At 67.0% G+C, this 26,713-nt stretch carries 26 protein-coding genes and 1 riboswitch; of the genes, 16 read left to right on the top strand and 10 right to left on the bottom strand.

What is annotated here, in order from left to right; genetic code table 11:
- Positions 1-55: 55 nt before the first annotated feature.
- Positions 56-2,602, top strand: coding sequence for an ATP-dependent chaperone ClpB (gene clpB, locus AWC06_RS12935; protein ID WP_085197905.1), 2,547 nt, complete (start codon positions 56-58; stop codon positions 2,600-2,602).
- On the opposite strand, the gene AWC06_RS12930 is transcribed toward clpB, so the two are convergent.
- A complete protein-coding gene (locus AWC06_RS12930; protein ID WP_085198122.1) occupies positions 2,522-5,173 on the bottom strand; it encodes a flavin-containing monooxygenase in 2,652 nt (883 codons plus the stop codon). The genes clpB and AWC06_RS12930 overlap by 81 nt on opposite strands.
- A 151-nt stretch (positions 5,174-5,324) precedes the next feature.
- On the opposite strand from AWC06_RS12930, the gene ttfA reads away from it, so the two are divergent.
- The 7 genes from ttfA (at position 5,325) to AWC06_RS23810 (ending at position 11,655) form a co-directional block, all read left to right on the top strand.
- Positions 5,325-6,164 (top strand): trehalose monomycolate transport factor TtfA, encoded by an 840-nt coding sequence (gene ttfA, locus AWC06_RS12925; RefSeq protein WP_085197902.1) that lies wholly within the window; start codon positions 5,325-5,327, stop codon positions 6,162-6,164.
- A 31-nt stretch (positions 6,165-6,195) separates the two neighbouring features.
- A complete protein-coding gene (locus AWC06_RS12920) occupies positions 6,196-6,972 on the top strand; it encodes an SDR family NAD(P)-dependent oxidoreductase (RefSeq protein WP_085197899.1) in 777 nt (258 codons plus the stop codon).
- Positions 6,959-7,498 (top strand): orotate phosphoribosyltransferase, encoded by a 540-nt coding sequence (gene pyrE, locus AWC06_RS12915; protein ID WP_085198119.1) that lies wholly within the window; start codon positions 6,959-6,961, stop codon positions 7,496-7,498. Before AWC06_RS12920 ends, pyrE begins: the two co-directional genes overlap by 14 nt.
- Before the next feature lie 6 nt (positions 7,499-7,504).
- The gene (locus AWC06_RS12910) at positions 7,505-8,398 is read left to right on the top strand and encodes a hypothetical protein (protein WP_085197896.1); all 894 of its coding nucleotides are present in this window, start codon (positions 7,505-7,507) and stop codon (positions 8,396-8,398) included.
- Positions 8,391-9,038, top strand: a complete 648-nt coding sequence (locus AWC06_RS12905; RefSeq protein ID WP_085197894.1) for a TrmH family RNA methyltransferase — start codon at positions 8,391-8,393, stop codon at positions 9,036-9,038. The genes AWC06_RS12910 and AWC06_RS12905 overlap by 8 nt, the downstream gene beginning before the upstream one ends.
- Positions 9,039-9,173: 135 nt before the next feature.
- Entirely contained in the window at positions 9,174-10,313 is a 1,140-nt protein-coding gene (locus AWC06_RS12900) for a glycoside hydrolase family 76 protein (protein ID WP_085197892.1), read from the top strand.
- The gene (locus AWC06_RS23810; RefSeq protein WP_085197889.1) at positions 10,306-11,655 is read left to right on the top strand and encodes a 3-oxoacid CoA-transferase; all 1,350 of its coding nucleotides are present in this window, start codon (positions 10,306-10,308) and stop codon (positions 11,653-11,655) included. The genes AWC06_RS12900 and AWC06_RS23810 overlap by 8 nt, the downstream gene beginning before the upstream one ends.
- Here AWC06_RS23810 and AWC06_RS12890 read toward each other — a convergent pair.
- Entirely contained in the window at positions 11,587-12,303 is a 717-nt protein-coding gene (locus AWC06_RS12890; protein WP_085197887.1) for a DedA family protein, read from the bottom strand. The genes AWC06_RS23810 and AWC06_RS12890 overlap by 69 nt on opposite strands.
- 96 nt (positions 12,304-12,399) lie before the next feature.
- Here AWC06_RS12890 and fbaA point away from each other — a divergent pair, with 96 nt between their 5' ends.
- Entirely contained in the window at positions 12,400-13,434 is a 1,035-nt protein-coding gene (gene fbaA, locus AWC06_RS12885; RefSeq protein ID WP_085197884.1) for a class II fructose-bisphosphate aldolase, read from the top strand.
- Positions 13,435-13,438: 4 nt separating this feature from the next.
- Here the strand turns inward: fbaA and AWC06_RS12880 are convergent, their stop codons facing one another.
- A complete protein-coding gene (locus AWC06_RS12880) occupies positions 13,439-14,314 on the bottom strand; it encodes an Rv0361 family membrane protein (protein WP_085197882.1) in 876 nt (291 codons plus the stop codon).
- Between the two features lie 82 nt (positions 14,315-14,396).
- Between AWC06_RS12880 and AWC06_RS12875 the strand changes: the two genes are divergently transcribed.
- On the top strand, positions 14,397-14,813 hold the full coding sequence (locus AWC06_RS12875) for a DUF3151 domain-containing protein (RefSeq protein WP_085197879.1): 417 nt from the start codon (positions 14,397-14,399) through the stop codon (positions 14,811-14,813).
- On the opposite strand, the gene AWC06_RS12870 is transcribed toward AWC06_RS12875, so the two are convergent.
- The 4 genes from AWC06_RS12870 to AWC06_RS12855 form a co-directional block, all read right to left on the bottom strand.
- Positions 14,810-15,667: a cation diffusion facilitator family transporter gene (locus tag AWC06_RS12870; RefSeq protein WP_085197878.1), complete on the bottom strand. Its 858-nt coding sequence runs from the start codon at positions 15,665-15,667 to the stop codon at positions 14,810-14,812. The genes AWC06_RS12875 and AWC06_RS12870 overlap by 4 nt on opposite strands.
- A 112-nt stretch (positions 15,668-15,779) precedes the next feature.
- Positions 15,780-16,559 (bottom strand): site-2 protease family protein, encoded by a 780-nt coding sequence (locus AWC06_RS12865; protein WP_085197876.1) that lies wholly within the window; start codon positions 16,557-16,559, stop codon positions 15,780-15,782.
- A gap of 9 nt (positions 16,560-16,568) precedes the next feature.
- Positions 16,569-16,952, bottom strand: a complete 384-nt coding sequence (locus tag AWC06_RS12860; protein WP_085197874.1) for a DoxX family protein — start codon at positions 16,950-16,952, stop codon at positions 16,569-16,571.
- A gap of 70 nt (positions 16,953-17,022) precedes the next feature.
- On the bottom strand, positions 17,023-17,589 hold the full coding sequence (locus AWC06_RS12855) for a peptidase M50 (protein ID WP_085197872.1): 567 nt from the start codon (positions 17,587-17,589) through the stop codon (positions 17,023-17,025).
- A 65-nt stretch (positions 17,590-17,654) separates the two neighbouring features.
- On the opposite strand from AWC06_RS12855, the gene AWC06_RS12850 reads away from it, so the two are divergent.
- Both AWC06_RS12850 and AWC06_RS12845 read left to right on the top strand, forming a co-directional pair.
- Positions 17,655-18,953 (top strand): adenylosuccinate synthase, encoded by a 1,299-nt coding sequence (locus AWC06_RS12850; protein ID WP_085197870.1) that lies wholly within the window; start codon positions 17,655-17,657, stop codon positions 18,951-18,953.
- Positions 18,950-19,591, top strand: a complete 642-nt coding sequence (locus AWC06_RS12845) for a PaaI family thioesterase (protein ID WP_085197868.1) — start codon at positions 18,950-18,952, stop codon at positions 19,589-19,591. The genes AWC06_RS12850 and AWC06_RS12845 overlap by 4 nt, the downstream gene beginning before the upstream one ends.
- A 29-nt stretch (positions 19,592-19,620) precedes the next feature.
- On the opposite strand, the gene AWC06_RS12840 is transcribed toward AWC06_RS12845, so the two are convergent.
- The 3 genes from AWC06_RS12840 to AWC06_RS12830 form a co-directional block, all read right to left on the bottom strand.
- Complete coding sequence (locus tag AWC06_RS12840; protein WP_085197866.1) at positions 19,621-20,673, bottom strand: carboxymuconolactone decarboxylase family protein; 1,053 nt, start codon at positions 20,671-20,673, stop codon at positions 19,621-19,623.
- Positions 20,674-20,678: 5 nt separating this feature from the next.
- On the bottom strand, positions 20,679-21,509 hold the full coding sequence (locus AWC06_RS12835) for a class I SAM-dependent methyltransferase (RefSeq protein ID WP_227371106.1): 831 nt from the start codon (positions 21,507-21,509) through the stop codon (positions 20,679-20,681).
- Between the two features lie 80 nt (positions 21,510-21,589).
- Positions 21,590-22,048 carry a winged helix-turn-helix transcriptional regulator gene (locus tag AWC06_RS12830; protein ID WP_308066237.1) on the bottom strand — a complete coding sequence of 153 codons (459 nt, stop codon included), beginning with the start codon at positions 22,046-22,048 and terminating at the stop codon, positions 21,590-21,592.
- A 67-nt stretch (positions 22,049-22,115) separates the two neighbouring features.
- Here AWC06_RS12830 and purT point away from each other — a divergent pair, with 67 nt between their 5' ends.
- The 4 genes from purT (at position 22,116) to AWC06_RS12810 (ending at position 26,629) form a co-directional block, all read left to right on the top strand.
- A complete protein-coding gene (purT, locus tag AWC06_RS12825; protein WP_085197862.1) occupies positions 22,116-23,405 on the top strand; it encodes a formate-dependent phosphoribosylglycinamide formyltransferase in 1,290 nt (429 codons plus the stop codon).
- 50 nt (positions 23,406-23,455) lie between these two features.
- A riboswitch (SAM riboswitch) is annotated at positions 23,456-23,567 on the top strand.
- A 72-nt stretch (positions 23,568-23,639) separates the two neighbouring features.
- Positions 23,640-24,071, top strand: coding sequence for a rhodanese-like domain-containing protein (locus AWC06_RS12820; RefSeq protein ID WP_085197860.1), 432 nt, complete (start codon positions 23,640-23,642; stop codon positions 24,069-24,071).
- Entirely contained in the window at positions 24,068-25,288 is a 1,221-nt protein-coding gene (locus AWC06_RS12815) for an O-succinylhomoserine sulfhydrylase (RefSeq protein ID WP_085197858.1), read from the top strand. Before AWC06_RS12820 ends, AWC06_RS12815 begins: the two co-directional genes overlap by 4 nt.
- A gap of 105 nt (positions 25,289-25,393) precedes the next feature.
- On the top strand, positions 25,394-26,629 hold the full coding sequence (locus tag AWC06_RS12810; protein ID WP_139820034.1) for a DUF7373 family lipoprotein: 1,236 nt from the start codon (positions 25,394-25,396) through the stop codon (positions 26,627-26,629).
- Positions 26,630-26,713: the final 84 nt, after the last annotated feature.

Here is a 26,713-nt window from a genome sequence, read left to right as displayed (position 1 = left end):
TTGAACATCGCGACAAGCATTTTTGGCAACCTCTTTGAACCCGAACGGAGGTGTCGTGGACTCTTTCAACCCGACAACCAAGACTCAGGCGGCGCTGACCTCGGCGTTGCAGGCGGCATCGGCCGCCGGGCACCCCGAGATCCGGCCCGCGCATCTGCTGATGGCCTTGCTGACGCAGAACGACGGGATCGCCGCGCCGCTGCTGGAGGCCGTCGGCGTCGAGCCCGCCACCATTCGCACCGAAACCCAGCGTCTGCTGGACCGGCTGCCACAGACCACCGGCGCCAGCTCGCAACCCCAGCTCTCCCGCGAGTCGCTGGCCGCGATCACCACCGCCCAGCACCTGGCCACCGAGCTCGACGACGAATACGTCTCCACCGAGCATCTGATGGTCGGGCTGGCCACCGGCGACTCCGATGTCGCCAAGCTGCTCACCGGCCACGGCGCGTCCCCGCAAGCGCTGCGGGAGGCGTTCGTCAAGGTGCGCGGCAGCGCCCGGGTCACCAGCCCCGACCCGGAGGCCACCTACCAGGCGCTGGAGAAGTACTCCACCGACCTGACCGCCAGCGCGCGCGAGGGCAAGCTCGACCCGGTTATCGGGCGGGACAACGAGATTCGCCGTGTGGTGCAGGTGCTCTCCCGTCGCACCAAGAACAACCCGGTGCTGATCGGTGAGCCGGGCGTCGGCAAGACGGCCATCGTCGAAGGGCTGGCGCAACGCATCGTGGCCGGCGACGTGCCGGAAAGCCTGCGCGACAAGACCGTCATCGCGCTGGACCTCGGTTCGATGGTGGCCGGCTCCAAGTACCGCGGCGAATTCGAGGAACGGCTCAAGGCTGTGCTCGACGACATCAAGAACTCTGCCGGGCAGATCATCACGTTCATCGACGAGCTGCACACCATCGTCGGCGCCGGCGCGACCGGCGAGGGCGCGATGGACGCCGGCAACATGATCAAGCCCATGCTGGCGCGCGGCGAGCTGCGGCTGGTGGGCGCCACCACGCTCGACGAGTACCGCAAGCACATCGAGAAGGACGCTGCGCTGGAGCGGCGCTTCCAGCAGGTGTACGTCGGTGAGCCGTCGGTGGAGGACACCGTCGGCATCCTGCGCGGCCTGAAGGACCGCTACGAGGTGCACCACGGTGTGCGGATCACCGACTCGGCGCTGGTCGCAGCGGCCACGCTGTCCGACCGCTACATCACCGCCCGGTTCCTGCCGGACAAGGCCATCGACCTGGTCGACGAGGCCGCGTCACGGTTGCGGATGGAGATCGACTCCCGGCCCGTCGAGATCGACGCCGTCGAGCGGCTGGTGCGCCGACTCGAGATCGAGGAGATGGCGCTGGCCAAGGAGGAGGACGAGGCGTCCAAGGCCCGGCTGGAGAAGCTGCGCTCCGAGCTGGCCGACAAAAAGGAAGAACTGGCGGAACTCACCACCAGATGGCAGAACGAGAAGAACGCCATCGACGTGGTCCGCGAACTCAAGGAGCAACTCGAGACGCTGCGCGGCGAGTCCGAGCGCGCCGAGCGCGACGGTGATCTGGCCAAGGCCGCCGAGCTGCGCTACGGCCGCATCCCGGAGGTGGAGAAGAAACTGGACGCCGCGCTGCCGCAGGCCGAGGCCCGTGAGGACGTCATGCTCAAAGAAGAGGTCGGCCCCGACGACATCGCCGACGTGGTGTCGGCATGGACCGGCATCCCGGCCGGCCGGCTGCTGGAGGGTGAGACCGCCAAGCTGCTGCGGATGGAAGACGAGCTGGGCAAGCGGGTCGTCGGGCAGCGCAAGCCTGTGCAGGCGGTCTCCGACGCGGTGCGCCGCAGCCGGGCCGGAGTGTCCGACCCCAACCGGCCGACCGGGGCGTTCATGTTCCTCGGCCCGACCGGCGTCGGTAAGACCGAGCTGGCCAAGGCGCTGGCCGACTTCCTGTTCGACGACGAGCGCGCGATGGTGCGCATCGACATGAGCGAGTACGGCGAGAAGCACACGGTGGCACGCCTGGTCGGCGCCCCGCCCGGCTACGTCGGCTACGAGCAGGGCGGTCAGCTGACCGAGGCGGTGCGCCGGCGGCCCTACACGGTGGTGCTGTTCGACGAGATCGAGAAGGCTCACCCGGACGTATTCGACGTGCTGTTGCAGGTCCTCGACGAGGGCCGGCTCACCGACGGGCAGGGCCGCACGGTCGACTTCCGCAACACCATCCTGATCCTGACGTCCAACCTCGGGTCGGGCGGCACCGACGAGCAAGTGATGGCGGCGGTGCGTGCGACGTTCAAGCCGGAGTTCATCAACCGGCTCGACGACGTACTGATCTTCGAGGGCCTCAACCCCGAAGAGCTGGTGCAGATCGTCGACATTCAGCTGGCCCAGCTGCAGAAGCGGTTGGCGCAACGGCGATTGCAGCTGGAGGTGTCGCTGCCGGCCAAGCGCTGGCTGGCGCACCGCGGGTTCGACCCGGTCTACGGGGCACGCCCGTTGCGGCGGTTGGTGCAACAGGCCATCGGCGACCAGCTGGCCAAGATGCTATTGGCCGGCGAGGTCCACGACGGCGACACCGTGCCGGTCAACGTCAGTCCCGACGGCGAGTCGCTGGTCCTGGGCTAAGAACCGGCGCAGCGCGTCCGCTATCCGTCCGCGTATCGGCGCACCCGAGATGACGACGTCGACCATCGTCATCGAGTAGTGGGTGTGGCCGCGGGCGCGGACGTGCTCCGTCGGGACGTCGGCCGCCTCGAGCGCGGCGGCGTAGGCCTCGCCGTCGTCGCGCAGCGGATCGAATTCGGCCGTCACCACGATCGCCGGCGGCAGGCCGGACAGATCGGCGGCGCGTAACGGCGCGAAGCGGGGATCGCCTCGGTCCGCCGCGTCGATGTAGTGGTCGTAGAACCATTGCAGCAGCGGTGTCGTGAGGCCATAGCCGTCCGCGTTCTCGGCGAAGGATGGTCGGGTCAGGTCGCCGTCGATTGTCGGCGTCAACAGCGCTTGGCCGATGATGTTCGGCCCGCCCATGTCTCGCGCCAGTTGGCACACCACGGCCGCGATCCCACCGCCTGCGCTCCAGCCGCACACGGCGAGCTGGTTCGGTCTGCCGCCGAGCGCCTCGGCGTTGTCGGCGATCCAGCGCACCGCGGCCATGGCGTCGTCCACCGCCGCGGGGAACCGGTGCTCGGGCGCGTGGCGGTAGTCCGCCGAGACGACGACCGCGTCGGTTCGCACGCACAGGTCCCGGCACAGCGGGTCGTCCGAGATCGCGTCGCCCAGAACGTAGCCGCCGCCGTGGAAGTACACGACGATCGGGTGCGGGCCCGGTGTCGGCGGCCGGTAGAGCCGGTACGCCAGATCGCCTGCGGCGCCGGGCAAGACACCGTCGATGATCTCGCCGACGTCCGGCCCCGGCGGTCGAGTCGATGACATCTCCAGATACATGGCGCGCGCGTCGTTGACGGACATCGATTCCATCGGCGGCAGTCCCAGCGCCGCCATTTCGTTGAGCACCATCTCGACGTCGGGCTGCAGCCGGCGCACCACCCCGTCGTGGCAATGCGAGCCGTTGGGCCCGGACAGCCGGAAGCCGAGGTAGTCGCGGGCGACCACCTCGTCGCAGCTGGCGCGGTAGAAGTCGAGGCCCGCGCAGTAGGGCAGGAAAACCCGTGGCTTGCCCGGCACATTGGCGCCCATGTACCAAGAATTCGCGGCCGGATAGAGGGTGATGTCGGCGCAGTCGTTGACGTGCTGTGTCCATCCCGCTTCGGCCGTTTCGGTGGGCTCGATGACATGGAAACCGGATGCGTTCAGGTGACCGAGGCAGTCGAGCACCCAGTCGGCATGCTGTTCGATCGAAACGACCATGTTCGACAGCACCGAGGGACTCCCGGGACCGGTGATGAAAAACAGGTTCGGGAAGCCGGCAGTGGTCAACCCGAGGTAGGTTTGCGGCCCGTTCGCCCATTTCTCCTTGAGCGCCAAGTCGTTTCGGCCCTTGATGTCGACGGCGGTGATCGCACCCGTCACGGCGTCGAAACCGGTGGCGAAGACGATCGCGTCCACGGTGAACGACTCGTCGGCGGTTTCGATGCCCGTTTCCGTGACCTGTCGGATCGGATGTTTGCGAACGTTGACCAGGCGCACGTGCGGCAGGTTGTAGGTGGCGTAGTAATCCGTGTCCAGGCATGGCCTCTTCGTGGCGATCGGGTGATCGGTCGGGCACAGATCGGCTGCCGTCTGCGGGTCGTCGACGATGGAGCGGATCTTGTTCCGGAAGAACTCGGCGAACGCATCGTTGGCCGCCGGATTGCTCAGCACATCGGCGTAGACGTTTATCGCCTCGAACAGCAGCCCGCTCTCCCAGGCGTTCTCATAGCGTTGTTGGCGTTCGGTCTCCGAGACGCTGAACGTCGGGGTGATGCTGCGTTCCATCGGAATGCCGGCCGGCGAAAGCTTTGCCGCCGCGCGATATTCCGCCTCGTTGGCCAGTTGCGCGAGCTTCTCGGGCGACAACGGGCCATTGCGGGCCGGGATCGAGAAATTCGGCGTGCGCTGAAACACCACCACCTGGCGCGCTTCGGCGGCGATGGCCGGAATCGATTGAACGCCTGAGGAACCCGTGCCGATCACCGCCACCCGCTTGCCCTTGAAGTCAACCGGCCGGTGCGGCCAGCGGCTGGTGAAGTAGACCTCGCCGGCGAATCGGTCGAGTCCGTCGACCTCGGCTTGCTTGGGCATGGACAGACAGCCCGTGGCCATCACGACGAAACGGCAGGTTACCTCGTCCCCGCCGTCGGTGCTGACCTGCCACAGCGATGCATCGTCGACCCAGCGCGCCCGCTGCACTCGCGTCGAGAAGGTGATGTGACGGCGCAGGTCATGCTTGTCGGCGACGTGATTCAAATAGCGGAGGATCTCCGGCTGGGTGGCGTACTTCTCCGACCATTGCCAGTCCCGCTGCCAGTCGGGGTCGAAGCTGTACATGTAGTCGATGCTGGGCACGTCGACCCGGGCACCGGGATAGCGGTTCCAGTACCACGTGCCGCCCAGGTCGTCGGCCGCTTCGAAAACCCGGAATCGGTAGCCGGCGCGGCTGAGGCGGTAGACAAGGTACAGGCCGGCAATACCCGCGCCGACCACGACGACGTCGACGTCCGGCGCCGGCCCGCCGGTCCTGGCTGTATCGGTCATCACCTGATCATCACGCGAAGCCGACCAGCTGTGATGAGTATCGCCATACTTGATTTCCGCCGGCCCGGCGCCGAAGCGGTAGCAAACTTTAATTCGGTTGTGACCTGCTGTCATTCTCGGTCCCGGGCTAACAGCAGCTAGGCTACGAGCGATGGTCCCGCTTTGGTTCACGCTCTCCGCGCTGTGCTTCGTCGGCGCGGTGGTGCTGCTGTACATCGACATCGATCGGCGTCGCGGTCGGGGCCGTCGTCGCAAGTCGTGGGCACGTTCTCACGGGTTCGACTACGAGCCTGAATCCACCGAGATCCTCAAGCGGTGGAAGCGCGGGGTGATCTCGACGGTGGGCGATATTCCGGCCCGCAACGTGGTCCTGGGCCAGATCCGCGGCGAGGCGGTATTCATCTTCGACCTCGAAGAAGTCGCCACCGTGATCGCGCTGCACCGCAAGGTTGGCACCAACGTCGTGGTCGACATGCGGCTCAAAGGCCTGAAAGAGCCTCGCGAGAACGATATTTGGCTGCTGGGCGCGATCGGCCCGAGGATGGTCTATTCCACCAACCTGGACGCCGCCCGGCGGGCCTGCGACCGGCGCATGGTCACGTTCGCGCACACGGCGCCGGACTGCGCCGAGATCATGTGGAACGAGCAAAACTGGACGCTGGTCAGCATGCCGATCTCCAGCACTCGCGCCCAGTGGGACGAGGGCCTGCGCACCGTGCGCCAGTTCAACGACCTACTGCGTGTGCTGCCGCCGGTGTCACAGGCCCCGGCGTCGCAGTTGGCCGCGCGCCGCAATGCCGCGCCGAGCCGCCCGCTGGCGCCTGCCGGGCGGGGCGAGGTGTCGCCGCGGCGCGCCGACGCGGCCGCGCGGCCCGAGCCGTCTCGCCGCACGTCGGCCGAGCCGGTGCGCGGCGAGAACACTCGCGGCGGAGCGGCCCGGCGCCCGCCGCCGGGCCGCAACGGCTACCAGGCCACGCATTACCAGCGCTAGGCCCGATCGCCCGGCTCAGTACACTGGCGCCGTGCCGCGTCCCGTTGCCCTGATTACCGGGCCCACGTCCGGGATCGGCGCGGGCTTCGCCCGCCGGTACGCCGCCGACGGTTACGACCTGGTCTTGGTGTCCCGCGATGCCGGCCGGCTCAACCAGCTGGCCGGCGAATTGCGCGACGAGGCCGGGCGCGCCGTCGAGGTGTTGCCGGCCGACTTGGCCGAATCGGCCGACCGCGGCAAGGTCGCCGACCGGCTGGCCGCCGGCGTCGATGTCTTGGTGAACAACGCCGGCTTCGGTACGTCCGGGGAATTCTGGACCGCCGATCCCGCGTTGCTGCAGGCCCAGCTCGATGTCAACGTGACGACGGTGATGCAGCTGACCCGCGCCGCGTTGCCGGCGATGATCGACGCGGGCGCCGGCACCGTCATCAACGTCTCCAGCGTTGCCGGGCTGCTGTCGGGCCGCGGGTCCACCTACTCGGCGTCCAAGGCGTGGGTGGTGTCGTTCACCGAGGGCCTGGCCGGCGGGCTGAAGGGGAGCGGCGTCGGCGTCCATGCGGTGTGTCCGGGTTACGTGCACACCGAGTTTCACGACCGGGCCGGCATAGACATGGCGAAGCTGCCGTCGTTCATGTGGCTCGAAGTCGACGACGTCGTCCGGGAGAGCCTGTCCGACATCGCCCGAGGCAAGGTGATCAGCGTTCCCGGCGTGCAGTACAAGGTCCTCACCGCCGCGATAAGGATGATCCCTCGGAGCTTGGCGCGCGCCACCACCAACAGACTCGGCAGTGGCCGTGGCCGCACCTGAGCGCGACGAGTTGGCGGACCTGGTGCGTCGGCTGTCGGTGGTGCACGGTCGGGTCACGCTGTCGTCGGGCAAAGAGGCCGACTACTACGTCGACCTGCGCCGCGCCACGCTGCACCACAGGGCTGCGCCGCTGATCGGGCGGCTGCTGCGTGAACTCACCGACGACTGGGACTATGCGGCGGTCGGCGGCCTGACCCTGGGCGCTGATCCGGTCGCCACCGCCGTCATGCACGCGCCGGGCCGCCCGATCGATGCGTTTGTCGTGCGCAAGTCAGTGAAAACCCATGGCATGCAACGTCTTATCGAAGGACCCGATGTCTCGGGTCGACGAGTGCTGGTGGTGGAGGACACCAGCACCACCGGCGACTCCGCCCTGACCGCGGTGCGCGCCGTCCGGGACGCCGGCGGCCAGGTCGTCGGCGTGGCGACGGTGGTCGACCGCGCCACCGGTGCAGCCGAAGCCATCGAGGCCGAGGGCCTGCCCTATCGCAGCGTGCTGGGGCTGGCGGATTTGGGGTTGTGCTAGATCACCGTGCGGGTTCTCATTGCGATGGTGGCGACGCTCCTCTTGGTGGGTGCGTGCTCGAATTCCAGCCACCGAGAAAAGATCTACGGCGCGCAGACCGCCCGACTGGGCGAGTCGTTGGCGGTGCTGGGGTGGAACATGGCGGTGTCCAACCTGCGCTGGCAAGGCGACCATGTGCTGGTCGACGTCGACGGCGCCCCGAGCGATCCGGGCAAAGCCCACGCCGACGCGCGTGACATCCGGTTCGGCCTGTACGGCGCCTTGGCGCACCCGTTGGAGGCCACCGGCATAGGCAGCTGTGAGAGCGTAAAAAATGCTGTCGTGCAGCAACTCTCAGCTCCCGTGAAGGATCGGCTGACCGGCACGGTGTGCCTGGGCCCGTTGCAGGACCGCAGCGCCGTCCGCGGTGTTTACCTCTACTCGCCGCGCGACCGGATCGCCGGCAGCGCTGCTGCCTATCCCGCGACCTTCCCGGTCGGGATGCTGCCGACCAAGGAAAACGACATCGGCATGGTCGTCAAGACCACCAGCGTGTCGGCATGGCGGGCCGACGGCACCCAGCTCAGCCAGCAGTCGCTGGGCGAGCCCGGCGTGTTCACCGGCAGCGGTTACATGCTGCTCGGGTTGGTCGCCGACACCATCGCGGCGCGCTACCGCGACGACTCCACGGCACGCGGCGGCCCGATGATGCTGCTGGCCGCCCCGAGCCAGCCGACGCCCGGGCTGGCCGCCGCCTGCGCGGCGTACGGCTCGTCGGCGCTCATCCTGCCCGAGGCGTCGCTGGACACGGTGCACGTCAGCGCGTCGCTGTGCACCCAGGGCGAGATCAACGAGGCGCTGCTGTACGCGACCGTCGCCGTGGTCGGCACCCACGCCGCCGTGTGGACCGACCATGCGTGATGAACCCGGCCCCACCGAATGGGGCGCTCCCACAGGCGGAGTCGGCCCCTGGGTGGGGCCGGCGCCGGACGACCCACGTTATGACCCGGCCCTGTTGCGCGACGGCGACACCCGCAACGTCGTCGACGCCTACCGCTACTGGACGCGGGAGGCGATCATCGCCGACATCGACACCCGCAGGCACCCGCTGCACATCGCGATCGAGAACTTCGGCCACGACGCCAACATCGGCGCGGTGGTGCGCACCGCCAACGCGTTCGCGGTGCACACCGTGCACATCGTCGGCCGCAGGCGGTGGAATCGCCGCGGTGCCATGGTCACCGACCGATACCAGCGGCTGTGCCATCACGACAACATCGCCGACCTACTGAGCTTCGCGGCGTCCGCCGGCCTCACCGTGGTCGCGGTCGACAATGTGCCCGGCGCAGCGCGCCTGGAACAGGCGGCGTTGCCGCGCAACTGTCTGCTGGTTTTCGGCCAGGAGGGCCCGGGCATCAGCGACAACATCCGCGCGGGCGCCGCGTTGACCGTGTCGATCGCCCAGTTTGGTTCGACGCGCAGCATCAACGTCGCGGTCGCCGCCGGCATCGCCATGCATGCCTGGATCACCCAACACGGAAACATCGCCAACGCCTGGTAGGGGATACTGGCTCGCGCGCAACATTCGAGTGTGCACTGAGGGCATCGAGTGTGCACACGTGGCGGGAATTCGGCGATTTTCCCGCCCTGGGCGCACAGTCGAACCCCAGGACGCGCTAAGGCAGGATCGGTTCTCATGGATCAGGTATGGGCCAATCGGGCGGTCAGCGCGGAAGCCGCCGTCGCGGGCCGGCATCTGAAGCGGCTGTGGGCGTTGCCAGGCACGCAGCTGGGTGTGGTGGCGTGGCCGCCGACCCGGCGCGACCGCTGGTTCGGCGGCTGGCATTACTGGTGGCAGGCGCATCTGCTGGACTGCTTGGTCGACGCGCAGCTGCGCGACCCACAGCCTGAGCGCCGGACCAGGATCCGTCGCCAGATTCGCTCACACCGATTGCGCAACAACGGATCCTGGACCAACAGCTATTACGACGACATGGCTTGGCTGGCGCTGGCAATCGAGCGGGCCTCTCGCGTCGCCGACGTTGACCGCCATCGGGCGCTGAACAAGTTGATGGACGAGTTCGTCAAGGCATGGGTGCCCGAGGACGGCGGCGGCATCCCGTGGCGCAAGCAGGACCAGTTCTTCAACGCCCCCGCGAACGGCCCGGCCGGAATCTTTCTGGCGCGCTACGGCGACCGGCTGCGGCGGGCTCAGCAGATGGCGGACTGGATCGACGCCACGCTGATCGACCCGCAGACGCATCTGGTGTTCGACGGCATCAAGGCGGGCTCGCTGATCCGCGCGCAGTACACCTACTGCCAGGGCGTGGTGCTGGGGCTGGAAACCGAGCTGGCCGCCCGCACCGGTGACGAACGGCACGCGCCGCGCGTGCATCGGCTGGTCGCCGCCGTCGACCAGCACATGGCGCCGTCGGGAGTGCTGCAGGGCGCCGGCGGCGGCGACGGCGGCCTGTTCGCCGGGATCACCGCGCGCTACCTGGCGCTGGTGGCCACCGCGTTGCCGGGGGAGTCCGCCGAGGATGCGGCTGCCCGCGAAACCGCCGGCGACCTGGTGCTGTCCTCCGCGCAGGCCGCGTGGGACAACCGGCAGACCGTCGAAGGGCTGCCGCTGTTCGGGCCGTTCTGGGATCGCCCCGCCGAGCTGCCCACGGCGCTCGGCAAGCAGGCCGAGTTCGTCGAGGGAGCGGTGACGGCCTCGGAGGTTGCCGAACGCGATTTGTCGGTACAGCTGTCCGGCTGGATGCTGATGGAGGCCGCATATGCTGTCAGCGCGGCCGCGGGGGACGACTCTAACGAGAGGACCATTGATGAGTAAAGTCCACCGCGACGCGCAGTCCGCCCTGCAGGGCCTGCTGAAGGACGGCATCACGATCGCCGCCGGTGGGTTCGGCCTCTGCGGCATTCCGGAAAATCTGATCCAGGCCCTGGTGGACAGCGGCGTCAAGGACCTCACCATCGTCGGAAACAACGCCGGTGTAGACGATTTCGGCATGGGCCTGCTGCTCAAGGCGCGACAGGTGAAGAAGGTGATCGCCTCGTATGTGGGCGAGAACAAGGAGTTCGAGCGCCAGGTGCTCTCCGGCGAGCTCGACCTGACGCTCACCCCCCAGGGCACGCTGGCGGAGAAGTTACGCGCCGGCGGCGCAGGCATTCCCGGCTTCTACACTCGCACCGCGTACGGAACTACACTTGCCGAGGGCAAGGACACCCGGGTCTTCGACGGCACGGAATACGTTCTGGAAGAAGGCATTCGCGCCGACATCGCTCTCGTCAAGGCGTGGAGGGGCGACACGGCGGGCAACCTCGTCTACCGCAAGACGGCGCGCAACTTCAACCCGATGATCGCGACCTGTGGCGCGGTGACGGTGGCCGAGGTGGAAGAGCTGGTCGACGTGGGCGACCTGGACCCCGACCTGATCCACACGCCGGGCATTTATGTGGACCGCATCATCGAAGGCACCAACTACGAGAAGCGCATCGAGTTCCGCACCACCAGCGGCGGCGCCGCGCTCAAGCACGACAGCCCCATTCGCGAGCGGATGGCCCAGCGCGCGGCCAAGGAACTGCGCGACGGCTACTACGTCAACCTGGGCATCGGCATTCCAACGCTGGTGGCCAACTTCATTCCCGACGACATCAACGTGACGTTGCAGTCGGAGAACGGTCTGCTCGGCATCGGCTCATACCCCACCGAAGACACCGTCGACCCCGATCTGATCAACGCCGGCAAGCAGACCATCACCAGCCTTCCCGGGTCGAGCTTTTTCAGCAGCGCCGACTCGTTCGCGATGATCCGCGGCGGCCACATCGACCTGTCCATCCTGGGCGGCCTGGAGGTGGCCGAAAACGGCGATCTGGCCAACTGGATGGTGCCGGGCAAGATGGTCAAAGGGCCCGGCGGTGCAATGGATTTGGTGTCCGGCGTCAAGCGGGTGATCGTCGTGATGGATCACACCGCCAAAGACGGCAGCCCGAAGATCCTCAAGCAATGCACGCTGCCGATCACCGGCAAGGGCGTGGTGGACATGATCATCACCGACCTGTGCGTGTTCGACGTCGACCCCGAACACGGGCTCACGCTTACCGAGTTACACCCCGGAGTGAGCGTCGCCGACGTCCGAGCCAAGACCGGCTGCGACTTTCGGGTTGCTGTCTGACCGTTCGCGGCGCCGCTTCAGCCACATCCGTCCCGCGGAGATAAACGCGGGAATCATCGACACGAACAAGATGGCCAGGATGATCTTTTCCAGGTTGTGGTGGACGAAGTCGTTGTTGCCCAAGAAGTAGCCGGCCAGCGTCGCGCCCCCACCCCAGGCAATGCCGCCCACGATGTCGAACCCGAGGAACACCGGGTAGCGCATGTAGGACACCCCGGCGACGACCGGCGTGAACGTCCGGATGAACGGCATGAACCGGGCCATGATGATGGCCATCGGCCCGTATTTCTCGAAGAACGCGTGCGACTCCGTCACATGGTGCTGTTTGAAGAAACGGGAATCTTCCTTCTTGAACAGCGCCGGGCCGATTCGCCGCCCGATGAAATACCCGGTCTGATCTCCGAGCACGGCGACGAGCGCCACGCACGGGGCCAACACCTGGATGCTGACCGGTGGGTGGGCGCTGGCGGCCAGCAAACCGCCGGTGAACAGCAGCGACTCGCCCGGCAGCAACGGAAACAGCAGGCCGGTCTCGACGAAGACGATGATCAGGATGCCCGGCAGCACCGCATGCCCGAACACGCCGTTGGCGCCCAGCCAGTACATCGGGTCGAGCAAGCCGGGTAACGCGACCAGGGTGGTAGTCATTGCCCCACAAGATACCGGGGTCGCGGGGCGGCCCTGACCAGGCGCATGCCTGTTGCGATACTAAGGAGCACGCGATCGCCTCAGGAAGGAACTTCGATGCCCATCGCAACGCCAGAGGTCTACGCCGAGATGCTGCGACGTGCCAAGGAGAATTCATACGCCTTCCCGGCGATCAACTGCACGTCCTCGGAGACCGTCAACGCCGCCATCAAGGGTTTCGCCGACGCCGGTAGCGACGGCATCATCCAGTTCTCCACCGGAGGGGCCGAGTTCGCCTCCGGGCTGGGGGTCAAGGAGATGGTGGCCGGCGCGGTGGCCCTAGCCGAGTTCACCCACATCATCGCGGCCAAATACCCGATCAACGTCGCACTGCACACCGACCACTGCCCGAAGGACAAGCTCGACGGCTACGTGCGGCCGCTGCTGGCCATTTCCGCCGACCGGGTGGCGGCCGGCAAAGACCCGCTGTTCGGTTCGCACATGTGGGACGGCTCGGCGGTGCCGATCGACGAGAACCTCGCCATCGCGCAGGAGCTGCTCAAGCAGGCCGCCACCGCCAAGATCATCCTGGAGATCGAGATCGGCGTCGTCGGCGGCGAAGAGGACGGCGTGGCCAACGAGATCAATGAGAAGCTCTACACCACCCCGGAGGACTTCGAGAAAACGATCGACGCGCTCGGCCACGGCGAGCACGGCAAATACCTGCTGGCCGCGACCTTCGGCAACGTGCACGGCGTCTACAAGCCCGGCAACGTCAAACTCCGCCCGGATATCCTTGCCCAGGGGCAAAAGGTCGCGGCCGCCAAGCTCGGTCTACCCGAGGACTCCAAGCCGTTCGACTTCGTCTTCCACGGCGGCTCGGGATCGGAGAAGTCGGAGATCGAAGAGGCATTGCGCTACGGCGTGGTGAAGATGAACGTCGACACCGACACCCAGTACGCGTTCACCCGCCCGGTCGCCGCTCACATGTTCACCAACTACGACGGCGTGCTCAAGGTCGACGGCGAGGTGGGCAACAAGAAGGTCTACGACCCGCGCAGCTATCTGAAGAAGGCCGAGGCCGCGATGACCGAGCGAGTCATCGAAGCATGCAACGACCTGCACTGCGCGGGGAAGTCGCTTTCCGGCTAGTCGCTCAGCCGGTGCGGGACTGGCAGATCTTCCACTCGTCGTCGCGGTATTGCAGATCGAAACTGCGGGTGGAGCGGATCTGCGGCGCGTAAGCCATGAACGCGGTGACGTTGGCTTCGGCGTGCCCGTCGTTGACGACGACCTGATCGATGCTGGCGACGACCGGATATTGTTTGGCCGCCGTCACCCGCCGGTAAGTGTCGGTCCAGGCACGCTCGTCGTAGTTCACGTAGCCGTCGCGGACGTCGCCGCACGTTATCCGGCGCAGCGTGGCCAGATCGCCTCTCTGCACTGCGATGTCGTAGCTCTGGATGGTGGTGCGGACCTGGTCCTCCGAAGAGGCCTTCGGTTTTTTGCTGCGCGTCAACAGCACCGTGCCCAGCACCGCGACCGCCGCAAGCGCCAGGATGATCAGGATCAATGCCAGCACCCAGCCCCAGCTGTGCTGACTCGACGGCCGCAGCTTGGCGCCCAGGCGAGGTGGAATTAGTTGCGGCACAGCGGTTTTCGGTCGTGTCTCGCTGGACCCGCTCGGGGCCTCGCGTTTCTCGAAAGCCTCGGTGACGGGTTCGGCGGTGGTCTTGATGACCGCCGTCTCCTTGGCGTCGAAACCCGGTGCGGTGAAACGACGTTCACCCCGCGGACGCCGCGGTTTGGCCGCCTCCTGTTCGCGCTCGCTCTGGCTGATCACCTCGGTCTTGGGCTCGGCCTCACGCGGCGCTACCTGATAGCTCTCGGTGGTCTGCTCGTCGGCGGCCTGCTCGCCGACGTGATCGGCGTCGGGTTCCACCTGGCCCCCGGCGCCTCTATCGCTGGCGTCTGGGTCGAACCCAGCGGCATTCGACCTGGCGTCGCGGTCGTGCTCTGATGGGTTGGCCATAGTCTTTGGAGCTTAGCGACCCGGCACCAGGTTTGTTGTGGCCAACCCAGAACTGCCCATGCCGCACGGCACAATAAGCGTCATGCCGGAGATGCGTGATCTTTTGGGGCCGGATCCGATCTTGCTGCCCGCGGACACCGAGGCCGAGGCCGAACTGCTCGCCAACGAAAACCCGGCCATCGTCGCGGCCGCGCACCCCGCGGCGTCGGTGGCCTGGGCGACGCTGGCGGAAGAGGCGTTGGCCGACGACAAGGCCATCACCGCCTATGCCTATGCCCGCACCGGCTATCACCGCGGCCTGGACCGGCTGCGCCGCAACGGGTGGAAGGGATTCGGGCCGGTGCCCTATTCGCACGAGCCCAACCGGGGCTTTTTGCGGTGTGTGGCCGCGCTGGCCCGGGCCGCCGACGCCATCGGCGAGGCCGACGAGCATGCCCGATGCCTGGACCTGCTCGACGACTGTGACCCGGCTGCCCGCGCGGCACTCGGGCTTGCCTAGCAACCGACCGAGCAGCCGGCGATACCGCTGGGCGGTTCCACCTGCAGGGTGACGTGGTCCAATCCGCGCGCGCTCAGGACCGCGCGCGCGTCCCGGAGCACTCGAGCCGAGTCGCCACGGCTGGCCAGGTGCGCGGTCACCATGTCTTTGCCGGGCACCAGCGTCCAGACGTGCAGATCGTGGACGTTGGTCACCGTGTCGACGGCGCCCAGCGCCGAGCGCAGCTCCTCGACATCGATGTGGCTGGGCGACGATTCCGACAGGATGCGCAACGCACCGGCGGCCAGCGACATCGCCCGCGGCAACACCCACAGCGCGACGAGGACGGCGACGACCACGTCGGCGTAGGGCCAGTGGGTGGTGATCGTGACCACACCGGCGATGAGCACACCGATGCTGCCCAGGGTGTCGGCGACGACCTCCAGGTAAGCCCCTTTGACGGCCAGGCTCTGCGTCGAATGCGATCGCAGCAGCAGCGCCACCGCCGCGTTGGTCACCAGCCCGGCCAGCGCCACCACGATCATCGGCATGCCCGGAACCTCTGGCGCGTTGCCCAGCCGCCCGATCGCTTCGCGAAGAATGATCGCCGCCACTGCGATCAGCAGGACGGCGTTGGCCACCGCGGTGAACACCTCGGCGCGGTGCCAGCCATAGGTGCGGCCCCCTGATGTGCTGCCGCGCCGAGCGAGCACCAGGGCGCACACGCCCATGAACGTGGCCGCGACGTCTGTCAGCACATGGGCCGCGTCGGCCAGTAGCGCGATCGAACCGATCACCAACGCGGTGGTCAGCTCCACGGCGAAGAACCCCGTCAGGATCGCCGTCGCCGCGGTCATCTTGGAGACGGTGGTCATACCCTGCAATATATGCGCAATTACGCATATGTCACAAGATCGCTCCGAGATCTACGTCAGTGTCGCTTTTCGGCGATTGTTGGGCACTGGCGTCGATCTCGGCGGCTGGGAATCAGAACCAGGCGCCCCAGAAACGGGTCAACCCGCCGCCCAGCTGCGCCAGCATCGGGGGCACACCGGACAGCTCGAAGAACCAGTAGACGAGACCGAAGAACCATTGGTTCAGCGGTGGCGCGATGAGGACCACAAGCAGAATCAGCCAGCCGAACTGCTTGAACGGTTCCAGGGCTCGCTGCGTTTCCGGGCTCAAATGTGGCTCCAGCGCGCCGTAACCGTCCAGTCCAGGGATCGGCAGCAGGTTCAGGAGCACCGCCGTGATCTGCAGGAAGCCCAGAAAGGCCACGCCGGCCCACAACACCGGGTGGGCCGGGTCGAAGAACAACTCGGTCGACCCCAGCAGCAGTACGGCCAGCAGCAGATTGGCCGCCGGCCCGGCCAGGCTGACCAGGGTGCGCCGCGCCGCGGTCATGAACGAGGTCCGTACGTAGACCGCGGCGCCGGGCAGGCCGATTCCGCCCAGCGCGATGATCAACAGCGGCAGGCCCAGCGACAGCATCGGATGGCTGTAGCGCCGCGGATCCAGGGTCAGGTAGCCCCGCACGGCGACGTCGTGGTCTCCGAATCGCCACGCCGTGAGGGCATGACCGAACTCGTGCAGGCACAGCGACACCACCCAACCGGCGATCACGAAGATGAACACCCCGACCCGGCCGGAAACGTTGACGTCGGCTCCGGCCAGCCAGGCCAGCACGCCGCCGAACGCCGTCACTCCAACAATGGCCAGAAAGATCGGGCTTGGTCGCACCGACTGGTGCACGCCGCGAATGCTCACGGCTCGAAACTACCCGACCGGCAACCGCCGCGATTGTGGGCGCAGCGCCCAGGAGGCGACGGCGAGTCCAGCGAATATCAGTGGACCTACTAACGTCTTGGCAGCATCGCCGACCCAGATGTGGGATGCCGTCGCTCCGGTGTAGATGAAGATCAGCCCGGCGTATGCCCACTCCTTGAGCCGGGGAAGGCGAGGCGCCAGCACCACCGCGCCGGCCGATAGGTAGCAGACACCGAGGATGGTCATGAAGTACAGCGGATATCCCAGATGTGTCGTGACGCCCCTGAACGGCTCCAGTTTCAAAACGCCCATCACGCCACCCACAAAACATTCCGCGACGAGCAGGGCAGTCGTCGTCCAGTAGGCGACGGCGCGGGAAACGGAAGTAGTCATTCGGGTAGGCCTCCAGGTTTGACGTTCACCTCAGAACATCGACACCTCGCGGCGGCAAAGTGTGACCACGTCACCGGACGAACAGCCAACCCTCGGGGTTCCGGTAGAACGTCGAGCGGCGCACGCTCCTGGCCGCAGGCACTCCGTCGCGGACCACGGCCGCACCGGTGGTACCCAGCTGGACCGCCCGCCCGGTTACCCAGCGACCGCGCGTCACCTTTGCTCGCAGACCGGGCAGCGCCGCCGTCGGCTCGATCCGCACCCCGTCGACGTCGCCATTGAAGAGCACGGTGTCATCGACGATGGCCTCGCCGTGCAGCAGCTGCTCGCCCTCGACCGGTAGCCATTCGGCTGCTCCGACGATGGCCGACCCGGTCTCGTCGCGGATCAGTGGCACCCGTCGAGCCGTTCCCCGCCGCGCCCGCCGGGCCGCCAGTCGTCGCGACACAAATGCCACCTCGACATCGAGCCGGTCCGCGCGCAACAACCGGGTCAGCACGGCGGCCAGGTCGGCATCCGAGCCGACCACGATCAGCCGCCGGTACTTGCCGATCGCGGAGTCGGCGTCGACGACCGGCAGCCCCCGCAGGGAACGGGGCAAACGCCGATCGCCGAATAACAGCACGGCCGTGTTCAAGGCACTCCTCGCAAATCGCTGGGATAGTGTGGGTCACCGGCTGGACCACAATAATCAGGAGAACCATGCCGGCAATCGTCCTGATCGGCGCCCAATGGGGCGACGAGGGCAAGGGCAAGGCCACCGACCTGCTCGGCGGCCGTGTGCAATGGGTGGTGCGCTATCAGGGCGGCAACAACGCGGGGCACACCGTCGTCCTGCCCACCGGCGAGAACTTCGCCCTGCATCTCATCCCGTCGGGCGTGCTGACACCCGGGGTCACCAACGTGATCGGCAACGGCGTGGTGGTCGATCCCGGTGTGCTGCTCGACGAGCTGAAAGGGCTCGAGGACCGCGGCGTCGACACCTCTCGGCTGCTCATCTCGGCCGACGCGCATCTGCTGATGCCCTACCACGTGGCCATCGACAAGGTGACCGAACGCTATATGGGCAACAAGAAGATCGGCACCACGGGACGCGGCATCGGGCCGTGCTACCAGGACAAGATCGCCCGCATCGGGATCCGCGTCGCCGACGTGCTCGACCCGGCGCTGCTGACCCAAAAGATCGAGGCCGCACTGGAATTCAAGAACCAGGTACTGGTCAAGATCTACAACCGCAAGGCGCTGGAGCCAACGCAGGTGGTCGATTCGCTGCTGGCCCAGGCCGAAAAGTTCCGGCACCGCATCGCCGATACCCGGCTGCTGCTGGGCGCCGCCCTGGAGGCGGGCGAGACGGTGTTACTGGAAGGCTCGCAGGGCACCCTGCTCGATGTCGACCACGGCACGTATCCCTATGTGACGTCGTCGAATCCGACGGCGGGCGGCGCGGCCGTCGGCTCGGGCATCGGTCCGACCCGGATCACCACCGTGCTGGGAATCCTCAAGGCCTACACCACCCGGGTCGGGTCCGGCCCGTTTCCCACCGAATTGTTCGACGAGAACGGCGAATACCTGTCCAAGACCGGCGGTGAGTTCGGTGTGACGACGGGCCGGCGTCGGCGCTGCGGCTGGTTCGACGCCGTCATCGCTCGCTACGCCACCCGGGTCAACGGCATCACCGACTACTTCCTGACCAAACTGGACGTGCTGTCCAGCCTGGAAACCGTGCCGGTATGCGTCGGCTACACCATCGACGGCAAGCAGACCCACGAGATGCCGATGACCCAGAGCGAGCTCGCCCGCGCCGAACCGGTTTACGAGGAGCTGCCGGGCTGGTGGGAGGACATCTCCGGGGCACGGAAATTCGACGACCTGCCTGCCAAGGCGCGCGACTACGTGTTGCGGTTGGAAGAGCTTGCCGGAGCACAGGTTTCGTGCATCGGGGTAGGCCCGGGTCGGGACCAGACCATCGTGCGCCGTGACGTCCTGCAAGGCCGCCCGTGACGGATTCGGCGCAGAGCCCAGAACAACTCGACCCCGAATACGAGCATCACGGCGGCTTTCCGGAATACGGCGCCGCCAGCCCGGGGCCGGGCTTCGGCCGGTTCGTCACGGCCATGCGCCGGCTGCTGGATCTGTCGGTCTCGGCCGACCCCGGCGACGACGTCTGGGATGACGCCGCCGAGCGCGCCGAGGCTCTGGTCGCGCTGCTGGCGCCGTTTCACGCTCCCGAAGGGCAGGCTCCGGCCGGTCGCTCGCCACAGTTGCCCGGGATGGGCAGCCTGCTGTTGCCGCCATGGACGATGACCAAATTCGACCCCGACGGCGTGGAGATGCAGGGCCACTTCTGCCGATTCCACGTCGGCGGTAACTCGGCCGTGCACGGCGGTGTGCTTCCGCTGCTGTTCGACCATGTCTTCGGGATGGTGGTGCACGCCGCCGGTCGGCCGATCAGCCGGACCGGCTTCCTGCACGTCGACTACCGCAAGATCACCCCGATCGAAACGCCGTTGGTGGTCCGCGGACACGTCACCTCGACCGAGGGCCGCAAGGCGTTCGTGCGCGGCGAACTGCTCGACGGCGACACGCTGCTGGCCGAAGCCAACGCACTGATGGTGCGCTTGTTGCCCGGCCAGCCGTAGGAAGGCCCGCCACGTCTGACCGTCCAGCCCTAGGCTTCCGGGGTCCAAATCCATTCGTTGATCCGGCGGACGGCGGCGAAGGAGGACCAGGCCGCTGCGGCGACGATCCGTTCGTCGGCATTGTGCCAGCCGCTGGCAGTCCGGAACTCCTCGACGATCTGGGTGTCGATCTGGTACGGAGCCAGGGCAGCCAACAGCGCGAATCGCGCGGCCGGGCGCAGCGGCTCACCGATCTCCGCGACGGCGTCATCAACCCATTGTCGAGATAGCGGTGGATGCTCGCCGTGCCACTGCGCGAGGTGCCCGGTCACCAGTTCACGGACCGGAGCAGGCAGCGCCTGCGCACCCAGCATGTCGAAAATCGCCGCTGCTCGGGTGAACGCGCCATGGATAATGGAACCGGTTGTTGCCCAAGAGAACTCGTCGAGATTGACGCCTTCGACATTGGGAAGATGTTGCAATGCAGCGCCGGGGCGCGGCGACGAGAGCAGTCGCCGCCGGATGGCCGGGCCGATTAGACGCTTGAGACCACGCGCAAGCGCGCCATTCGGCAGCAGCGACGACGGCAGGAAGATGCTGACCATGCGGTTGATGTAGTGGTAGCCCAACGCGGTGCCGACGAGTTCGGCGGCGGCCAGTGCCGGAAACGGTGGGTCCGACAGCGTGGGCGATCCCGGGGATCGAGTGGCCTTGGCCCAGGCCAGGATCCGGCGCAGGTGTGGATCAGTCACCTCGCCATCGCGGCCCGTCGCGACCTTTGTCCCGGTATCGGAGTCCGTGAGCGCATACAGCGTGGTTGTGTGCACGTCCACGCAGTACGGGCACTCGTTGATCGTTGAGATGGTCGCGGCGACAGCCTCTTTGGTCGCGCGGGACATTGTCGTCCCCGCCGCCGGTTCGCGCATGATGGCCCAGCATCCGGCCAGCGCTTCGGGGGCAGGCAAGTGGACTGCAAACGGCGGTAACAGCGCACCTGTCTCGCGCCTGACCTGATGTGCGACTGCGTCAGCGAGATCGCTGCGACCGGTCGGCAGGCGGATATATCGCACCTGCCGTCGCAAGAGCCGATCCAGCATCGGCATGGGTCCTACACCTGGGTCGAAGCACTGATCAGGGCCGGCATTCGAACCACAGCCTCGGCGGCGGCGACTTCCTCCCGTAGTCGCTGTGGGAGCGTGTCCAGGTCACCGAGGTCATCGGGGACCAGGCCCAGTCCTTCGGCGGCGGGAAGCATCGACCGCCAGGTCTCGACGATGAAGTCGACGGGGTCGCTGTCGCCGGCACTGCCGACCGGCGCGCCGAGTGTCAACCGCGGGGAACCCAGCCCCGCCCGTCGAAACAGCTTCGGCAGTGTCGCGCCGAACGCCGGGTCGAGGCCCAGGCCCGTGAAGGTGCCGGTGATGCCGTCCCTCGCCGCCCGCCACACCGGCAGGTCAGGCACGCTGCCCGCCGCGGTCATGTCGAACTCGGAAAACGCGATGAATCCGCCCGGCCGGACCAGGCCGGCGAGCTGGCGCAGTGTTGCGACCGGGTCGGGCACATGCATGAGGATCAACCGCCCGATCACCGCGTCGACGGGCTCGTCCAGGTCGATGTCGGCGATCACGGCCTGCTCGAAGCGGACCGAAGAGACAGCGCGTTCAGCGGCGCGGGCGCGCGCGAGCTCGATGATCTCGGCGGCGGCGTCCACGCCGAGCACCGTGCCCGCAGGCCCCACCAGCCGCGCGGCCAGAAACGACACATCACCGGGTCCGCAGCCCACATCCAGCACCCGCATTCCGGGTCGCAGCCCCGCCCGGCGCAGTGCATGTTCCGTGTAGTCGTCGTACAACCGTGCTTGCAATAGCAACCGCCGAACTTCGGCGTCGGCATGACCCAGTAGGTATGTGCTGCTGGACGGCATTTGATCGGTGGTCACGGCCTACCTCCAAGTCGATTGCATGATGCAACTTACAATTGCATAGTCACTTGCGTGATGCAATAGACCATCGAGATGCGTTACCCGGCTCGGGAGGCGCCGGGTCCGGGCGTCAGTTCGACATCCGCAGGCCCCAGGCCGGCGCCGCAGTCAGCGCAGGTGAAACGGGGAGTGAGACGACCTCCGCAATTGCGGTGCAGCGGCAGCAGAGGTGGACCGTCTGGGGCGAGGTAGCGATCACCCCACAGCAGCAAGGACATCAACACCGGCCACAGGTCTCGGCCCTGCTGCGTGAGGTGGTATTCGTAGCGATCCGGCCGTTCCTGATAGAGGCGGCGCTCGAGCACGCCCGCCTCCGTCAGCCGCGACAGCCGATCGCTGAGCACGTTGTGCGCCACCTTTAGCCGAGCGCGGAAATCATCGAACCGGCGCACCCCGCGCAGGGCATCCCGAACGATCAGCAGCGTCCACCGGTCGCCGATCAGTTCCAGGCTGCGGGCGATCGAGCACACCTGATGCTGGTAAGTGCGCGGAAGCATAACTGCCATGTTACTTGCATCACGAAAGCAGCCCGTCGTGTCAGCGGACCTATTCTTGAGCACGACTATGACTGAGGGAGAAGGTGAGCCCGTGGCCGAGGGCGTGACGCGAGACGAGCCGACCCACGGGAAGCACGAACCATCTGACGCTGACCGTGACTCGCACCGCACCCGGGTAATGCTGCTGGGCTCGGGGGAATTCGGCCGCGAGCTCGCGATCGCCTTTCAGCGGCTTGGCGCTGAGGTGATCGCCGTCGAGCGGTATGCCGACGCGCCTGCGCATCGAGTCGCCGATCAGTCACTGGTGGTCAAGCTGACCGACAGCGACGAGTTGACCGCGGTGATCGGGCGGCTACAGCCGAATTTCGTGGTGGCGGTAACCGACGTGGTCGCCCCCGATGCGTTGACCGCCGCGGCCGAAGGCGGTTTCGCGGAGGTTTTCCCCACCGCGCGCAGCGTCCGGCTCACCGCCGATCGGGAAGGCTTGCGGCGGCTGGCCGCCGACGAGCTGGGGCTGCCCACCGCCCCGTTCTGGTTCGCCGGATCGCTCGATGAATTACGCGCGGTGGCCGACCATGCCGGTTACCCGCTGCGCGTGCAGCCGGCGGCGCGGGTGGCCGGCCAAGGGCAGTCGGTGATCTCCCAACCACAAGACGTCGAAGCGGCCTGGCAGCACGCGCTGTCCGCAGGCGGCCCGCTGACCCATAACCGGGTCATGGCCGAGACCATCGTCGAGGTCGACGTGCATGTCACACTGCTGACCGTGCGCAGGGACGGGCCGACGGGTCCGGTGCTCGAATTCTGCGCGCCGATCGGGCACGACGAGCCCGCCGGTGAGGTGCTGGAATCCTGGCAGCCGCAGGAGATGAGCCCGGTCGCGCTGGACGCCGCCAAGTCGATCGCCGCGCGCATCGTCAAGGCGCTCGGGGGGCGTGGCCTCTTCGGTGTGGAACTGATGGTCCGCGGCGACGAGGTGTACTTCAACGACGTCAGCGCCCTGCCGTATGAGTGGGGCCTGGTGACGCTGCGTACCCAGCGGCTATCGGAGTTCGAGCTGCAGGCCCGGGCGATCCTCGGTCTGGCCGCCGACACCATCATGATTTCGCCGGGCGCGGCGCAGCTGATCTACTCCGGCCACGACGCCGTCGACACCGTGACCGAGGACACCGGTCCGATCGGCGGCGCGCTGGCCCAAGCGCTGGAAGTGCCGGAAAGCGACATCCTGGTGTTCGACCGGCATCAGCCCGACGGCGGGCGCCGGCGCGGGCTGGCCGTGGTCACCGCGGCGGATGTGGCGACCGCACGCGACCGGTCCCGGCAGATGTCGGTCGCTCTGCGAAAGGTCTGGCACTCCTGAGCGACAGGCCGGTCGGCACCTGGTAGCTCAGCTGTTGTAGATTGGATCTGCTTCATGAGATGCCATCGCCAAGCTCCGACTTGATGGCACGCCAACCCCACGCTCGTGGGTGGCTCGGATGACGAAGCGGCCGGCACCAACCGGTGACGACAAGAGCGCCTCCTGCGGTGGAGGCCCGACCTTTCGGGAGTACTGCAATGCCTCTCGCGAGTCCACGGACCAGGTAAAACACGCATGTGCACAGAGCAAACACGCGCCTACGCAGGAGATATCACGCCGGAGCAGGCCTGGAAGCTGCTCAGCGAGAACCCCGAGGCGGTGCTGGTCGATGTGCGCACCGACGCGGAATGGCGATTCGTGGGCGTGCCTGACCTGTCCAGCCTGGGGCGTGACGTCGTCTACATCGAGTGGAACCGCACCGACGGGACGCGCAACGACGACTTCGTCGCGGAACTGATCGACCACGTCCCGCCCCGCGACGACCGGCCGGTGGTTTTCCTGTGTCGATCCGGCAACCGCTCTATCGGCGCGGCCGAGGCCGCCACCGAGGCCGGTATCGCGCCGTCCTACAACGTGCTGGACGGTTTCGAAGGACATCTCGATGACGAGGGCCACCGCGGCGGGGTCGGCTGGCGGGCTATCGGATTGCCCTGGAAGCAGTCATGACCGACAAGCCTTCGATCCGCACACCGGCACCGCTGCCCGACGGCGTCGGTCAGGCCACCATCGGTGTGCGCGGCGGCATCATGCGGTCGCAGTTCGACGAGACCGCCGAAGCCATGTATTTGGCGTCCGGCTATGTCTACGACTCCGCGGCGGCCGCGGAGCAGGCGTTCGCAGGCGAGACGGACCGCTATGTGTACTCCCGCTACGGCAACCCGACCATCACGATGTTCGAGGAACGATTGCGCTTGATCGAGGGCGCCCCCGCGGCGTTCGCCACCGCGAGCGGGATGGCGGCGGTGTTCACCTCGCTGGGCGCCCTGTTGGGCGCCGGTGATCGGCTGGTTGCTGCGCGCAGTCTGTTCGGGTCGTGTTTCGTTGTGTGCGACGAGATCTTGCCGCGCTGGGGGATTGAGACAGTCTTCGTCGACGGCGACGACCTCTCCCAGTGGGAAAAGGCGCTCTCGGTGCCGACGCAGGCGGTGTTCTTCGAGACGCCGTCGAACCCGATGCAATCGCTGGTCGACATCGCCGCGGTCACCGAGCTCGCCCACGCTGCCGGTGCAAAAGTGGTGTTGGACAACGTCTTTGCCACTCCACTGCTGCAGCAGGGCTTTCCGCTCGGCGTCGACGTGGTGGTCTACTCCGGTACCAAGCACCTGGACGGCCAGGGCCGGGTGCTTGGCGGGGCGATCCTCGGTGACAAGGAGTACATCGACGGCCCGGTGCAGAAACTGATGCGGCACACCGGACCTGCGATCAGCGCGTTCAACGCATGGGTACTGCTCAAGGGCCTCGAAACGCTGGCGATTCGCGTTGAGCACGCCAATGCTTCGGCACACCGGATAGCCGAGTTCCTCGAGGACCATCCGGCGGTGCGGTGGGTGCGTTACCCGCTCCTGCCGTCGCACCCCCAGTACGACCTCGCCAAGCGACAGATGTCCGGCGGCGGTACCGTCGTCACCTTCGAACTCGACGTCCCCGAGAGCGCGGCCAAGAAGCGCGCGTTCGAGGTGCTGGACAACCTGCGGCTGATCGACATCTCCAACAATCTCGGCGACGCGAAATCCCTTGTCACCCACCCGGCGACCACCACCCACCGGGCAATGGGACCAGATGGACGGGCCGCGATCGGCCTGGGCGACGGCGTGGTTCGGGTGTCGGTCGGGCTGGAAAGCACCGACGATCTGATCGCCGATCTCGACCAGGCGCTGCGTTAGCAGAGGCTCTTCCAAAGCATGACGGTTCGGCTGCTGAGCGCGGTGGCGGTCGCCGTATCTGTGGCGACGCTAGCGGGCTGCACAGAGACTACGGGCGGACTGGCGGTGAGGGCGCCGACGAACCCCAACGATGCGATCGTCGCGCTGATGGACACCGGTAGTTATCCCACCACGGCGGGTCCGCCGCCCGGCAATGCCGGTCGTGATCCAACCGCGGCCGCCGTTGTGGAAGCGCGGCGCATGGCTCAATATGTGTTAGGTCCCTGGCAGGTTGACGCGACATTGGTGCAGCAGGACCATTTCGCCACCTCACCGCTCGCGACACCCGGTAACCTGGGCGCAGCGTTGGCCTATCCGCTTTCAATGTGGCCTGGCGTACAACAGTTCGTCGATATCGGCGTGACCCATCATTTCGTCGCAGGGCTTACCACTGGCCGGGTGGGCACTGGCATAGTTCGGAGATTGCAAAACGCCGTCATGCGGTTCCCCGACCCGGATTCGGCCGCGGCAGCGGCTCGTGACATGGCGGGGGTTAGCCCATCCACCCAACTAGAGCCGGTGTCGTGGTTTCCTCGGCCAACCGCCCTTCGTCAACCACTCGATGCCGAGTGGCGGCCCGAAGCGTGCGCCGAGGTCTCCTCGAACCCTGTCCACCCTGAGTTCGCAGCATCCGCTTCCACCGATGGTCGTGGGGTACTGCGCACCTTCACCGCCCACGGGTCATATGTCCTTTATCAATTTGTCATCGCGGGGACCACTGACGTCGCGTGTACCACCGTCGTCGATGCGCTGATCAAGCAAGAAGCCATGATCGACCAGTTTGTGCCCACGGAGCCAGCGAAAATGGCTGAGCTACCACGAGATCCGTCGGGCCAACTGGCGGCCCGCACCCTCTGGGCAGCGGACGACCGTGGGCCCTGGAGCGAAGGGGTGTGGCAGCCGGATGCTTGGCTGCATTTCGAGTACGACCCCGTTAAAGCGGCCGCCCTGTTCACCGCCGCGGGCATCGACTGGGTGTCTCAGCGGCTGACCACGGTCTACCAAGCCCGTGATGCCGCGGCAGCAACCCGCGTGGTTGACCAATTCACGGCCGAGACAAACGCCTTGTTGGACGTCAAATCAACCGCGACCGGAGTACCTGGCTTCCCGGGAGCCGAATGTTTCAACCGCGCGGGGTGGACGCCGGGACCCGCGACCGACCTAACGACCGTCACCCAATCTTGGTGGCGCTTCAAGTGCATCGCGCAGGCGGGCCGGTATGCCTTCGTTGCCGTCTCCGACCAGGAAAAGGACGTCAAGCAGCAGATCTCTGCGCAGTACCGCATCTTGGCCGGCGAATAGCCGCACCGAGACGCGGGTGAAAGCAGGGAACCAGCTGCGGCACAGAACGTTTCGCGAGCGCGCCTGTTCGGCCGGCGCCCCGGA

The sequence above is a fragment of the Mycobacterium fragae genome, assembly GCF_002102185.1.
Taxonomy (GTDB): Bacteria; Actinomycetota; Actinomycetes; order Mycobacteriales; family Mycobacteriaceae; genus Mycobacterium; species Mycobacterium fragae.
This window is presented reverse-complemented; position numbering and strand designations above follow the sequence as displayed.